The sequence below is a fragment of the Mesorhizobium sp. M7A.F.Ca.CA.001.10.2.1 genome, from assembly GCF_003998575.1.
Lineage (GTDB): Bacteria > Pseudomonadota > Alphaproteobacteria > Rhizobiales > Rhizobiaceae > Mesorhizobium.
The window spans coordinates 1-12,411 of the sequence record NZ_RZQY01000115.1; the positions used below are offsets into that span (position 1 = coordinate 1).

General features: G+C 57.9%; 15 protein-coding genes. 8 read left to right on the top strand and 7 right to left on the bottom strand.

All coding sequences use genetic code 11. The annotated features are described in order from the left end of the window. Positions 1–203 precede the first annotated feature (203 nt). Positions 204–908: a Crp/Fnr family transcriptional regulator gene (locus tag EN964_RS10440; protein ID WP_127270307.1), complete on the bottom strand. Its 705-nt coding sequence runs from the start codon at positions 906–908 to the stop codon at positions 204–206. 1,333 nt (positions 909–2,241) lie between these two features. On the opposite strand from EN964_RS10440, the gene EN964_RS10450 reads away from it, so the two are divergent. The 3 genes from EN964_RS10450 (at position 2,242) to EN964_RS10465 (ending at position 4,871) form a co-directional block, all read left to right on the top strand. Continuing rightward, positions 2,242–2,895, top strand: coding sequence for an outer membrane protein (locus EN964_RS10450; RefSeq protein WP_127272367.1), 654 nt, complete (start codon positions 2,242–2,244; stop codon positions 2,893–2,895). Positions 2,896–3,116: 221 nt separating this feature from the next. Further along, positions 3,117–3,377 (top strand): hypothetical protein, encoded by a 261-nt coding sequence (locus EN964_RS10455; RefSeq protein WP_127268735.1) that lies wholly within the window; start codon positions 3,117–3,119, stop codon positions 3,375–3,377. Positions 3,378–4,001: 624 nt separating this feature from the next. Further along, positions 4,002–4,871 (top strand): hypothetical protein, encoded by an 870-nt coding sequence (locus EN964_RS10465; protein ID WP_127268734.1) that lies wholly within the window; start codon positions 4,002–4,004, stop codon positions 4,869–4,871. Positions 4,872–5,315: 444 nt separating this feature from the next. Here the strand turns inward: EN964_RS10465 and EN964_RS10470 are convergent, their stop codons facing one another. The 6 genes from EN964_RS10470 to EN964_RS10495 form a co-directional block, all read right to left on the bottom strand. After that, on the bottom strand, positions 5,316–5,732 hold the full coding sequence (locus EN964_RS10470; protein WP_127268733.1) for a hypothetical protein: 417 nt from the start codon (positions 5,730–5,732) through the stop codon (positions 5,316–5,318). A 50-nt stretch (positions 5,733–5,782) separates the two neighbouring features. Then, positions 5,783–6,247 carry a hypothetical protein gene (locus tag EN964_RS10475; RefSeq protein ID WP_127268732.1) on the bottom strand — a complete coding sequence of 155 codons (465 nt, stop codon included), beginning with the start codon at positions 6,245–6,247 and terminating at the stop codon, positions 5,783–5,785. An 83-nt stretch (positions 6,248–6,330) separates the two neighbouring features. Further along, positions 6,331–6,714: a hypothetical protein gene (locus tag EN964_RS10480; protein ID WP_127268731.1), complete on the bottom strand. Its 384-nt coding sequence runs from the start codon at positions 6,712–6,714 to the stop codon at positions 6,331–6,333. Further along, entirely contained in the window at positions 6,711–7,487 is a 777-nt protein-coding gene (locus tag EN964_RS10485; RefSeq protein WP_127268730.1) for a hypothetical protein, read from the bottom strand. Before EN964_RS10485 ends, EN964_RS10480 begins: the two co-directional genes overlap by 4 nt. 221 nt (positions 7,488–7,708) lie before the next feature. Beyond that, positions 7,709–8,302, bottom strand: a complete 594-nt coding sequence (locus EN964_RS10490; RefSeq protein WP_127268729.1) for a hypothetical protein — start codon at positions 8,300–8,302, stop codon at positions 7,709–7,711. A gap of 285 nt (positions 8,303–8,587) precedes the next feature. Beyond that, complete coding sequence (locus tag EN964_RS10495; protein WP_127268728.1) at positions 8,588–9,151, bottom strand: recombinase family protein; 564 nt, start codon at positions 9,149–9,151, stop codon at positions 8,588–8,590. Between the two features lie 835 nt (positions 9,152–9,986). Between EN964_RS10495 and EN964_RS38125 the strand changes: the two genes are divergently transcribed. The 5 genes from EN964_RS38125 to EN964_RS10525 all read left to right on the top strand — a co-directional run bounded on the left by EN964_RS38125 (position 9,987) and on the right by EN964_RS10525 (position 12,376). Further along, the gene (locus EN964_RS38125; RefSeq protein WP_206528706.1) at positions 9,987–10,163 is read left to right on the top strand and encodes a hypothetical protein; all 177 of its coding nucleotides are present in this window, start codon (positions 9,987–9,989) and stop codon (positions 10,161–10,163) included. 97 nt (positions 10,164–10,260) lie between these two features. Next, entirely contained in the window at positions 10,261–10,539 is a 279-nt protein-coding gene (locus EN964_RS37625; protein WP_164748846.1) for a hypothetical protein, read from the top strand. Between the two features lie 105 nt (positions 10,540–10,644). Next, on the top strand, positions 10,645–10,887 hold the full coding sequence (locus tag EN964_RS10515; RefSeq protein WP_127271076.1) for a DUF982 domain-containing protein: 243 nt from the start codon (positions 10,645–10,647) through the stop codon (positions 10,885–10,887). Positions 10,888–11,072: 185 nt separating this feature from the next. After that, the gene (locus EN964_RS10520) at positions 11,073–11,690 is read left to right on the top strand and encodes a hypothetical protein (protein WP_127271074.1); all 618 of its coding nucleotides are present in this window, start codon (positions 11,073–11,075) and stop codon (positions 11,688–11,690) included. A gap of 179 nt (positions 11,691–11,869) precedes the next feature. Continuing rightward, positions 11,870–12,376: a hypothetical protein gene (locus EN964_RS10525; RefSeq protein WP_127272366.1), complete on the top strand. Its 507-nt coding sequence runs from the start codon at positions 11,870–11,872 to the stop codon at positions 12,374–12,376. Positions 12,377–12,411: the final 35 nt, after the last annotated feature.

The window sequence follows — 12,411 nt, forward strand, 5'->3', positions numbered from 1 at the left end:
GTAGCTGACTGCAGCATGTCAGCGGAAGCTAACGCAACATCCATGCGCGTCCAAAGTTGGATTGCGGGAGCATCGCATCGCGGCTTCCGCACCCCGTTTCCTGTATCGGCAATATGGGGACGGGCTGTTTTGCTGGCGCGAGGCACAAGTGTCTGGAACCACCTATTATAGTGGTCCACGTCCGGCATGCTGGGAAGGCGCTCTCATCCAACCAGCCGCGCATACTCGGCCTCCGGTTTGCCGTAGGTGCCGTTTGCGCAAGCCGCAAGGCCGCTGCGGTCCCTGATATGCACTTCGCCTCGTCGAGAATAGATGAAACCGCGCCCTTCCAGCACTTGCAGTCCAACGGTAACCCCTGGGCGTCTTGCTCCAAGCATGACGGCGAGAAACTCGTGGGTGATCGCAAGGCGTTCGCCGTGGACCCGATCGTCACACATTAGAAGCCAGCGCGCCAACCGCTCTTCAAGGTTTGATTTTGCGTTGATCAGGGCCGTATAGCTGGTCTGGATGTGGAAGTAGTGGACATAGCGCAACAGGAACAGGCGCAACGTTGGGCTGTTCGCAAGAGCCTCCTTGAAGGGCTCGGCTCCGATCCTGAAAGCGCTGCCGGGCGACTGAATGTAACATTGATGCGCCGCATAGTCAGCGCCCATCACGAGCGCGGCACCGGTCATTCCCTCAAAGCCGACAAGACCTACCTCGGCCTCCTTACCTGAAGCCGCCGCGACCACAGAGGCAATGCCGTCTTCCAGGAAGTAAACCGTCTCGATCTCCGAATCGGCTTTCTCCAAGGTCATTTTCAGCTCGAGGTCACACAGTTCAAGGTGTGGCTGCAATAGCCCCAGGTCACCAGGGTTAAGCCGACGCAACAATTGGTTTTTATAGGAAGCGTTCTCTGGATTGGTCATAGCTCAATCCCGCTTGGGGCAAGAGCTTTCCAATCTCCCTGCCGTCTGCGCCCGTAAACACGTGCAGACGATTTGGAGAAGATACGCCCTCTGGCGCGCGATTGACAGTGAAATGCGACCTGATGCACGGCGTCCCCCCAGCCGCCGAATTACAAAACAGGGGTGTACAAAGTTAAAGGGTTGGAATCGTACAGAACTCTGCTTCGTACGAATCCGACAATTTCGTGATCGCGGCCAACGCCGGCATGATGTGCATGGTTATCGATGTCGAGGTAGAGCGACGAGAAGGCGACTGGCAGGACCGACTGGCAAGGCGAAGGCTGTGCTCCATAACGGGTCAAACAATTTGGCATCTAAATTGCTTTGACGGGTATGGGGTGGGCGAGAGCCCGTCGCTTCGCAAATGGAGCGGCGGGTCTACTCTACCTGCGACTGTCGAATGGCCACAGCAGCAGGATGTACCCGCTTTTCAGCAGAAGCTAACGGAACATCCGTGCGCGTCCAAAGTTGGATTGCAGGAAGCACCGCATGCCGGCTTCCGCAGCCCGTTTCGTGTCACCGGCAATGTGGGCGGAACGGGCTGTTTTGCGTCGGTACGCGATTTATCCAAGCGGTGACTACTTGTGGGTAATCCAGTCCAACAAGCCTGCGTCAACCTGCTCGCACCCGACATATTCGCGGACCAAGCTTTCAGCCAGGTGGCGCCATTCACACGCGGGAACGCTTGTTTCCCTTACCAGGTTTCGAAATGCAGAGCGGAGAATGTCGGCATCGAAGGCCGAGACGGCAACAGGATCTGGATCCGGATCTTCCCAACCTCGGGCCAGGTCATCGCGGTGACGTTGGCGAAGGCCCTTGAGCAGTTCGCGCGAGGCCTCGATTGCGCGTCGGGAGTGGTCCATACCGCGGCGAAATGAAGGCGGTTCCGGCCAGGGAATGGTGCCGCAACCGAAAGCTGGTTTCTATAGCCGCGCGTGCGATTTCTATATGCGTTTCAACCATCGCGGCCTCCCTTCCTGCGAAGGGATTTATTTACTCTCTTTTCGCGCGTGACCCAAGAAGGATTCAACGTACGGTTTGATACGCAAGGGCGGCGTGCAGAGGGCTGCGGATCGTGGCCGTCTCTAACGAGCATTCGGGCGTGAGCAAGCTGTTCGAGCAAGACCAGCATTTGCTGCTCGCTCATAGGCAAGGTCGGCACGCAAGATTCTCGCCAATACAATCTCGTCAAGCGCGCTGACCGCAGTTTTGAATCAGGGTCTAATGTGGCGGAAATACAACGGCACATATCGGCGCGCTCTGCTACGAGAGGGTGGGTTACAGGGGATCACCTATGAAGAAGCTGCTTCTTGGTTTGTCGTTGTCTCTGCTGGCTTCGTCGGCGTTCGCTGCCGATGCCATGGTCGAAGAAGTCGCCCCGGTTTTTAGCTGGACAGGTGGGTATATCGGTCTTCAGGCAGGCTACGCTCGGGGTGAGGGGAATATACGGCAGGCCAGCGGCCCGGGCTTCATTGAGACAGATCCTGACGGGTTCCTTGGAGGTGTCTACGCCGGTTACAACTACCAGATGCCGAACAATATCGTCATTGGTGCGGAACTGGACGTCGTATATGCGAATGTTGATGACAGCGGCCAAATATTCGCCGCTCCCGGTCTCCCATTTCCGGGCGGCATCGGGACCGAGGAACTTAAGTGGAGTGGGGCGGCAAGACTTCGATTGGGATATGCCGTTGATCGCTTGCTTCCCTATGTCGCGGGTGGCGTTGCATTTGGCGACATCGACACAAGCAGTAATACCGTCTCAGGTTCTTTCGGAGACACATTTACTGGATGGACGATAGGCGCGGGCTTGGACTACGCCATGACCGACAATCTTCTGCTGCGCGCCGAGTATCGCTATACTGATTTCGGCACTGAATCATTGCCGACTGGTAATGTCGATCTGAAGATCAATGAGGTTCGCTTCGGCATCGCCTACAAATTCTAGTCCACTGGAGCCCATAGAGAGAGCCTGCCGCCAAACCGCGACGGGCTTTTTTCTTTGCGCGACAACAGAGAAATATCTCGGCAATGCGTCGTCGCATCCCTGGGACGGCGTCTCCCGCCTGGTTCCTGTCTTAGTGGTGGCTTTGGGCGTGACCGCTTTACATGCCTTGAGGAAAGTAGGAATATTATCCTCGGGTGGGGCGACTCTTAAAAGGTGTCGCAATGGCTCGGTCAAAACCTTCAAAGCGATTATCGCTGGCTGAAATCGAGCGCTTTCTCGTGGCGGCGGAAGCGCTGCACCTGAGCATCATCAAGCCGTTCATATCGCCGCATTGCGACCACTACAGACAGACGCGCGTCTTGCATGAGGTGCTGTTAAGGGCGGTGCGGGAAGTCACCGGGAAGGATGCTACGTTCATCCGGTGGAATTTGACCGGGCCAGCACAACAAGGGCCGGAGCGCCCGGCAGAAGAGCCCCCATAGCATTGTCCGGGACGGACGAGGGGCCTGAGCCGCGAACTATTTGCGATCCAGGCCCCTGGCCGTCGGGTTCGTGGCGACATTGCGCCCGCGGAATGCCATTCACAAGCTGGACCTTGGTCTTGCCATTCCTGTGGAGAGCGTCAACCTCAGAAGCTGAACAGTTGGAACTCCATCGCGATCCGACGCGGAAATCGTGCGTCTGAAGCGGGTGTTCGAGCGTGCATCCGCCGCCGCAACATTCAAGCGACTTCTTGCCGAAGAAGGAGAAGTCGTATTCGCCTCGCAAGAACACGTGTGTGTGAGAGCGACGTCGATGCCTGCTCCAACAATACCATCGACCAAAGTTGCATCCCGCTCGGCGTTTCCACCTGGATAGAACGTCTTCAGCTTTGCGGCGGTTACACCACCGTGACAAACGGCATGTTGCTGGTGCCCCCGGACGGCGCTAAATGCCAAATCCCACTGAGGCGTTCCACCCGAACTAACCGTTAAAAATCAAGGGGGTAGAAGGGGCTCTTCCCCCGAAGCGGTTAAGCTCGGTGTACCTCTTTGTGCCCGAGCGGTGTACCTTCTGTCAAGGCAGATACAAACTCCGCGTTGGCCATCTTTCTGGTAGTCTGTCGCATGGACGATACCGAAGCACTGCCCCCCAAGATGCAACTCAATATCGACTTCAACAAGCTGAAGGCGGTGGCCGAAGTCGGAGTGCGGAGGGCGTCTGTTTTCATGGGGGTCGGTACGAACGCTATAGCGGTAGATCCTCCTATCTCGCATATCCTCTCTGACAACGTGCAGTTCCATTTCGTCCCACCAGACCCATCAGATGAAATGAAGCGACACTACCTTGAGGAGTTCGAAAGCTGGACCATCGGCAACTGTCTAAGGGATTTGGCAGACAGTTTTTCTATGTTCCTGACGGAGGCATTTTTCATACACCTCCTCCTTCAAACGATGACCTATTCCGAAAGCGAAGACCTGAAGGCGAAACGGAAGTTCGAGAAGCTCAACGTAGGCGCGCAGTACAGTTGGCTAGCGCTGGACCTGCAACTCAGGCCTGATCTTGGGGAAATGTTCGAGACCTTTCGGCTCGCTCGAAACTGCCTCTCACATCGGATGGGCAATGTGACTTTGGAGGATGCTCCAAGCGGCGAACTTCGCATTCGGTGGTGCTTGTTTGGCGCTTCTGTAGTTGGCGAGGACGGTCAGAGCGTCTTGATGGACAACGCCACGATAGGGACGGATCAGTCGTTCGTGGCGCGAGGTGGGCCGATTATGCTCGGGATGCACTGGAAAGAGCGTGCATTTCCGGTCGGCACCGCCATACGCCTGTCCAGACATGATCTCAGCGAAATGTGTATGGGCGTCACCTTGGTCGCAGAACACGTCGTGCAGAAGCTCATTGAGTACACCAGAGCGAAAGGGGTCCCGGTGAACGTGCTGGACCCCATTGACCGCGCGGAAGAACCGTTCGCCGAAGGCTCGGAGCCCGCTTAAGGGCCAGGAAAGGCTAGCGTGCGCTGGGGGCGGTGGGGCAGGACGCCACAATCTTCATGCTGTATACAAAAGGCCCCCGCTGTGTCCTCTACTGGTCTGCTCGCTCACGAGCTTGCCGCGCGATCTCCGCCCAAGCGCGCTTCGCCCTTATCAGTCGCGCCAGAATGGCGACCGTGGCGGAGCGCCATCCCTTAATCAGCCCATAAATCAGAGCCACTATGCCCACCAAACTAGACGAACGGCGGCGTACGCAGCGGCCGGAACATTTTGTCCTTCTCTAAGGCGGCGGCCCACCGTGAGCATCAACCCGTCTAGGGCATACATCGGAGACAGGAAAGTCTCAATGCGCTTCGTTCAGGTCAAGGCTGGGCAGTAGAATACCGGTCCCAAAGCACCCACCCCCGACACACCTCTTGGGGCGATGCATCGGGGGCAGGGGACGCGTTAGTCAGTGAAGGCTGTGCCGGCTTTCCGGGCGGCTGCTATGGCTTGGGCATGCCCATGGAAGACGTGCCATTCGCCCTTAGCTGCAGCCTTGCGTAGTGCCGGGTAGTCGGCGTCGTCGACATGCTCAAAGTAGGTGTCAAGGGTCAGCCCATGCTGCCTAAGCACGTTGCGCTCCAGATGCTGCTCGAATGCAGCCACGACCACAGCCGCTTCAACCTCCTCGATCCCAAAGGCTTCCCCAGTCGGGATTTCTCCAGTCTCCACGAAGGCGTCAACAATGAACTGCTGTTGGGGTTCGCTGTGAGTGTCCCTGAAGCGGTCAAGGCTCTGGTCGGCCATGCGCACAAACTCGGCATACTGCTTCTCTTCCTTCTGGTCGGCTGTCAGTTCATCGTCGTCGGTCTGGTCGCCCACGGTGGGCAACTCAGGGGCCGAAGCCCCGTCGTCACTCTCGGCCCCCGTGGTTACCTGAAAGAATAGCCGTAGGGGACCAGAGCTGCGTTCACAGCCGCGACGTAGTCGCCCTGGCTGATCTCCCCACGTGCCGCCATGTCCTTGGCCTGCTGGGGTCCCAACTGGATGCCACCAACGGTCACCGCAAGCTGATCCACAAGGACCTGCGGCGCTGAGCCATTCATGGGCTTAGCCGCTGCTACCTGAGCCTTCTGGCTCTCGTTCAGCGCCTGCCCGGTGTTGATGCCAAGGCGCTTAGCCTGAAGCTGTTGATTTGCCCGAAGGCCTGCTTCCGTTTGCGCCGCGATCTGCTCTTGAAAGGCGGCTTCCTTACGATCCTTCTCGGCCTGCTCATGGTCGCGCCGCATCTGGTCCACGCGGTCTTCAAGGCCCTGTCGGTCCCGTGCTTCCTGCCCGCGAATGTCGATCTGGTTGCTGTTGATCTGGAGCCCGGAGGCCTTGCTGAAATCGTTCATAGTGTTCGTTCCTTCTGGTCGTGATGGATCGCCCCGGCGCGTCATTGCTCCGGGTGCGGTATGTCGGTCTTGTGGTGGCTGGGTCAGCGCCTTAGGGTGAACCCAAAGGTCATCGTCTGTAGGCCTTCTGGACGCGCGCTAAGGCCGGTTGGGGTCGTTGCTCCGGCAAGACCATCGCTGGCTCCGGCGACCCTTCCACGCGGCGCCGTGGGTCTCATAGACATCTCGGCAATACGCCGTGCGACTGCCACGGCCTCAAGCTCGGGATAGCCGTAGACTTCAAAGCATCGTTCAGCAGCCGTGTTGAAGCTCTGGGTCCATTCGATGCCGATCCCCGGCAGTCTCCGGTCTAGCTGCGAGATGGTCTCCCAGTCATCGGCCTTGATCCATTCGACCAAGGCAAGGGCTGCCTCTCGCGTGGGATAGGTCGCAGCCCAGTCACGCCGCCTGATGTCATCGAACGTCATGCCCGGTCACCCTTGGCGGTCATCCGACCCATTCGGTAGAGATACGCTATTGGCGAGCCCTCGGGGTTCTCGATCTCGTCCACGGTGAACGGGTCGAGGGCACCCATGGCAACCAGCCGCTCCATAGTCTGGTGATACTGCTTCACTTGCTCGGGGCTCATCGCCCGCCACTCCTCCTTCTTCGGTTGGATCACGACACCCTCGGCAGTCTTCCGCCTCTGGTCTCGCCGCTGCTTCGCTTCCTTCAGTGACTTCGTTCGGCGCATCTTCGCGCGCTGTGAAATGGCCTCGTCAGGTATCACCCGCTGGCCCGGTAGGTGGTCGAGCGTCAACCGTTCCCGGCCCCCTCGCTCGGCCCGTTCATCGTCGTGGTTATTTCTCTCGTTCTTGCGCTTGGCATCGTGACGGACCTTGGCCTCAGCAATCTTGCCCTCGACCATAGTCTGCCACTCTTCCGGCTTGTAGCTTTCGCTGTCGGTCGAGGTCATGACGAGATGGACCACCTGTCTGTCAGTTAGGTCCTTGACGTCGGCCACATGGTCGAGGATGGCCCATAGCGACGGCAGATAGGTCTGATCCCCAGCCGCATTCCTTGGCCCCGTCCACGACGCTCCAAGCCGGTGTTCGTGAAGTGGTCGACCCTCGGGGTGGCTGTCCCGGTAGGGCGCAAGGAAAGCCGTCACGACATGTTCGGTAACGTATTGGTCATGGAGCCCGTTCGGGTCCCATCCGGGCTGACGTAGGGTCGCCAGCGCCTTCTCATCGGTAGTCATTTTTCGACGATGTAACTCCTTGTGTAATGTAGGTATCCAGTCGGATGACGATCATGGTGACGTAGTCAGGGAACGCCCGAAGGCGGACCAATTGGGGACATAGGGGAACCCTCGGGTTGAAGACCACCGAAGGGAGAGACCAAGGAGGGAAATCCCCAGTCCGGGTTCAATTCGAAGTCCAACCGCAGGTGTCAATCATGAATGGAAGGTGGCGTGCTTGGTCACGGAAGAACCTTCAGCTTCCAAGCCTTCCATGCCCTGATCTGGTCCGCTCGGGTGTTCACATGCAGGGAAACCATTCGGGGCGATGCTCCGGTGATCCTGCAGATGTCGACCTGGGGGAGGTCAGGGAAGTGGTCGGACAGGAAGCAGACTTCCATCTGAGGTGTCATTTCTGACCGACGAGAAGCCTTGAAGCTGTCGAGGCATTCCTTGGCCGTTATGACGATTGGGCTTGAAGCGATCTCAGACGCCATGGTCTTGACCGCATCCTCCCACCTGAGGTCGGCCCAAGATTGGCCCTCCGGCGATAGGACATCGAAGGGATAGCTCCCCGCCTTCCTTGGATAGATGCGCTTGCCGAGACCGGCTTTGACGGCTTCGTCCGTAAGGCGTCTTCGGGCTACCCGAGAGTGCCCTGACTTAGACACCTCAAGGTGTTCTTGGAGTAGCCCGAGGTGGGACAAGACTGCTCGGACTTGCCGAGTTCCGACACCCTTCAGGATGCCGTATTCAGTCACGGTGACCCAGTTGCCGAGTGAGACGGTGTCGAGGTCGCCGGTGGTTCGGTCGAGTAGTTCGGTCGTGTATTCCATTGCTCCTTTGTTGGGTGGTCGAAGAGGCTGTCCCCATGGAAATGCACGGATAAGGACAAACGCGCCTCACCAAAGCTGACCCGCCAAGTGCCACGTCCAGTCGCCCCGGAAGGAGCAAACAAGGCAACAGGCAATCGCAATGCAGGGGAGAACCGCGCGGGTCAGCTTGGGGGAGGAGCGTTGGATAGGTGCTGATGGTGGCCGTTGTCAGTCGGTGACGACGCGCGTTCATCGTGCTGGTGGCATTGGAAGCCGCCTTCGTAGTGCTAGTGGTGTGGCTTGTCGTCAGCCAGCGGCTGTCAGAACCTTCTGGACCGCTGAAGGTGAGCACCCGGCTTCCTTTGCAATCTGCCTCACAGAGCGCCCGTCAGCCTTCAGGGCCCTGATCAGGGCATGGTCGAGCGTCACCGGCCTGCCGGTCTTCCATGGCTCGCCTTGGGCCGCTGCCTTTGCCTTCGCCTTGGCGATGCCTTCCATCTGGCGCTCCTTCCGAAGGGCCGTCTCAAACTCGGCGATGCTGGCGAGGATACCAAAGACCAGCTTGCCCGTTCGGGTGGTGGTGTCGAGCGAGGCGTCGTCCAGCACCTTGAAACCAACGCCCTTCTTGTCGAGCGTCCCGACGATCTGGTGGAGGTGCGCCGCTGATCTCGCCAGACGGTCCACCTTGGTCACCACGAACACGTCACCCTCACGGGCAAACTCCAGAGCCTTCTCAAGCTCGGGCCTCGTCTCGTCCAAACCAGACCGCTTCTCGCTGAAGACCTTTTCAGCACCGGCAGCCGCAAGCTTCTCAAGCTGGGTGTCGAGGTCTTGGCCAGTGGAGCTAACGCGAGCATAGCCGATGATCATGTGTGCACTTTCCTCTAAGAGAATTGGTGTACATCACTTAGTGGACGATTGGTGCACATGTCAAGCATCGTGTTCACGAAGGTATAGGTTTGTGGACAGGACAGAATGGGTCGCCGCCGTAGCGCGTGGGAGCTAAGGACCACTCAAGGACGGCGGAGGGGTGCCGTTGTGGTGAGACCTAGGCGCACATGATAGCGGCGCGCGGTGTCGTCCCTCACGTTCATCCGAACTTCAGCGAGAGCGGCATGGGCTTGAACCATTTCGACGCGGGTTTCGCCGAGGGTGCGGCGAAGCACGGTAGCCAGGACGATATGGAAGGCTGGGTCATCGGTCATGAGGCACTCTACACCTATTTCCGACAAACCACCCCGCGCCAAGCGTGGCAACAAAGGGGGTACGGGGGGTCGGCGCGCGTGCCAGTTATCCGATCACCCGCTCAGAAATTTCTGCCAAATATTCCGACCCCATATGGGCCTTCGGTCCCGCATTGACATCGCCTTCGTTCCGCTAGAATGATCCTGAAAAAATCAGTGCAGAGGACGACATGCCGATAACACAGCTAGCTAACGGCACCTTCGAACCTGAAGAGATAGCCGTTCTCCAGGAAATGTTCGATCAACTCTGTTCGCTGCGTGGGATCACCCGCCGAAGCCCTGAAGCTACCACAGCCGCCGAAAGCCTAATGGGAGCATACCAATCCGGGCTTCGCGGCGATGAACTGCTTCAGGCCCTCGCGCCGAAATAGGCGCTGCTCTAAATCTCTTCAGGCAATCCTTCGGGGGAACCATTAAGGTCACCAAAGGGTTGGGCTCGGTGCTAACCGTGTGGGCTGACCATGGAAGAGCTTTCTCCCGAGCAACAGCAGGCTACATCGCGTCTCATTCGGACGTGGATTACTTCAGAGACACTGCGCCATCAAATCCGCCAACTGCTGAACCTCCCAGTGGATTGGGATATGTCCGAGCAGCATCGGTCCATGCTTGACGAGTTAGATCGGAAACGCAACGAATGACCTCATGGCACAGCAGAGGTACGACCTAAGGCAAGACCCAATGGAACCATTTATCGGACAATAAGTTAAAGGCGCCAGGACTCGTGGGGACTCCCTGATGACGAAGCGTGACAAAGCCGGTCACAAGACCGTTGCCGACCATCTGCTGGAGCTGATCCGAAACGAGGACAACCGCCACCAGGTTCAGCAGGCCTTCGGGCTGGAAGTTGACCCTGAGTTACCACCAACTCTAGCCTCATTGCTCGACGCCATTGAAGAGGCTCATCAGGAAACCCTAAATTACCCTGATGAGGCAGTTGAGGTACGACCTGAGGAGAGACCCAGACGGGACCTGGACGGTGTTCGACGTGTTCACCGGGCAGCCGGTTTCGCCTGATGGTTGGCCAGCGATAGGCCTCAATAGGGAATATGCGGACGATCTCGTAGACCTACTGAATGCCGAAGACCTCAAGTGCAGGCTCTCCCACCGTAGGTTCATCTGATGGAACTCCATTGGTTCAGCCCTGTGGTCCCCGTCAGAACCGAGAAGGTCGGCATCACGCTGGGCGTCAGCAACGTCGAGACCGCCGCTGAGGAACTCATGAAGTGGCCCGAGAAGGGACCGAAGTGGAACAAGGCGGTGCAGCTCTGCATCGACTGCTTCGAGGACCGAGCGTCACCCCAGGATGTCCAGAAGGCCTTTGAGGAGGCTGCTAAGGAGCAGGGGATGCTTCGGTCTTTGTAGGTGGTCTCCTGACTACGGCAGTCTCCCTAAGCACCCTCGGCCACACCAAAGAGAGAACTGCTAGGGCAGCTCTGCATGGACGACTTTGAGGACCAATGCGTCTACTGCGAAAGAACAGGGGTTCTCATGAGCGGCCGGGTGGCTGTCCAATAGCTATATCGGTAAAGACTCGGTAGGCTGCCTGAATGCTGACCAAGAGCGAACTACTCGAAATGGGTCCGGACGCGAGAGCATTCTATCTAATTGGTGCATTTATGGGCTATTTCGCACTTCTTGAGGCTGGCATCGGAGACGCTCTGGGAGAGGTGCTTGGCGTCAGTGGTGCCCGCCGTGTCATCATCAATAGAAACATGGGTTTCGATGAGAAGATCAAAACTCTGCGTACGCTGGTTGATCACTTTATCTCTGATCGAAGTCTAGCGGCGAAATTCGATGAACTGGCAAAGCAGGCCAGGAAGTGCGGTGAGCTTCGCAATATCGTTGCTCACACGCCATTTCGAGCTAGCAGCGTATCTGATGGGGTTGAGTTCTTCCGGGTGTCGGCGAATAGCAAGCTTGAGTGGCCCGCCACAGATTGGTCCACAGGCACACTCCTTAGCCACATCGACAACATCAACAAGATCGATAACGAATTAAGACTGATCGAAGGCCGGATGCAGCTTCAACGTATCGCGGAAGCTTTAATGCGTGAGCCTGACGGTAAAGGGTCTGCTCCGACCGGTGGTGGGCTACTGGGGCTCGGCGGGCTCTTTGGACTGGGCTCGATCTCTCCCGAGGGAGAAGATCATCCGAGCGCCGGTTAACGCAAGCCGGGTTTGCCTCGTGTGATAGAGCCGCGCTCCTAAGTATCTGTGCCCCGGTCACACCTTAGAAGAACTAAGGGGACCAAAGAGGTAGGCTTATCGGGATACGATTTCTACAAGCGCTTGGGAAGAGCGGAAAAGAAGCTCGCATGTGATGCGGCCAAGAACTAAGGACAGCGATGCTCAATCCTGATGATTGGAAGTTAGCAATCGAAGACGCGCGCTTCAGGCACAACGCTTTGGTTGGTCTAATTATAGCCTCAGATAATCAAGCCTTGGCCTTGATGCGACTTTTCCTGACCGTGGCCACTGCCACTGGTGCGGGTTTTGCGTCGGTAATCGTCCCCCACACTTTGATCCAGACCCCACTCGCGTGGTCGCTAGCAGCCGCTACGCTCGCCATGGTTTATTCGGCTTGGCAGTGCTTCCGCGTAATCAGTCCTCGGATCATAAATCTTCCCGGTAGGGGTGCCGACTTCTGGCTCTGGGCAGCAGATGCCACGGGGACCCGTGAGGAAGTCTTCCGGCAATACCTCAAGGTCCTCGCTGAAAAGCACGAGATCAATAAATCTGTCAACGAAAGCCAAGCCTCAGCTCTGCGATGGGCAAAGCTGGGCGGCATCCTGTCTCCCATGGTCGCGCTGGTAGTCGGCGGATTGGCGGCAGTGATGCCGAATTTGCTTTAGCGTTCGCGCTTCGGCGGGTCTTCGCTCTTTCGACT

Coding starts and splice junctions, on each gene's coding strand:
- EN964_RS10440 (WP_127270307.1), bottom strand. CDS start 908: ATGACCAATCCAGAGAACGCTTCCTATAAAAACCAATTGTTGCGTCGG.
- EN964_RS10480 (WP_127268731.1), bottom strand. CDS start 6,714: ATGACGTTCGATGACATCAGGCGGCGTGACTGGGCTGCGACCTATCCC.
- EN964_RS10525 (WP_127272366.1), top strand. CDS start 11,870: ATGCTCAATCCTGATGATTGGAAGTTAGCAATCGAAGACGCGCGCTTC.
- EN964_RS10455 (WP_127268735.1), top strand. CDS start 3,117: ATGGCTCGGTCAAAACCTTCAAAGCGATTATCGCTGGCTGAAATCGAG.
- EN964_RS10515 (WP_127271076.1), top strand. CDS start 10,645: ATGGAACTCCATTGGTTCAGCCCTGTGGTCCCCGTCAGAACCGAGAAG.
- EN964_RS38125 (WP_206528706.1), top strand. CDS start 9,987: ATGGAAGAGCTTTCTCCCGAGCAACAGCAGGCTACATCGCGTCTCATT.
- EN964_RS10495 (WP_127268728.1), bottom strand. CDS start 9,151: ATGATCATCGGCTATGCTCGCGTTAGCTCCACTGGCCAAGACCTCGAC.
- EN964_RS10490 (WP_127268729.1), bottom strand. CDS start 8,302: ATGGAATACACGACCGAACTACTCGACCGAACCACCGGCGACCTCGAC.
- EN964_RS10520 (WP_127271074.1), top strand. CDS start 11,073: ATGCTGACCAAGAGCGAACTACTCGAAATGGGTCCGGACGCGAGAGCA.
- EN964_RS37625 (WP_164748846.1), top strand. CDS start 10,261: ATGACGAAGCGTGACAAAGCCGGTCACAAGACCGTTGCCGACCATCTG.
- EN964_RS10475 (WP_127268732.1), bottom strand. CDS start 6,247: ATGAACGATTTCAGCAAGGCCTCCGGGCTCCAGATCAACAGCAACCAG.
- EN964_RS10465 (WP_127268734.1), top strand. CDS start 4,002: ATGGACGATACCGAAGCACTGCCCCCCAAGATGCAACTCAATATCGAC.
- EN964_RS10485 (WP_127268730.1), bottom strand. CDS start 7,487: ATGACTACCGATGAGAAGGCGCTGGCGACCCTACGTCAGCCCGGATGG.
- EN964_RS10450 (WP_127272367.1), top strand. CDS start 2,242: ATGAAGAAGCTGCTTCTTGGTTTGTCGTTGTCTCTGCTGGCTTCGTCG.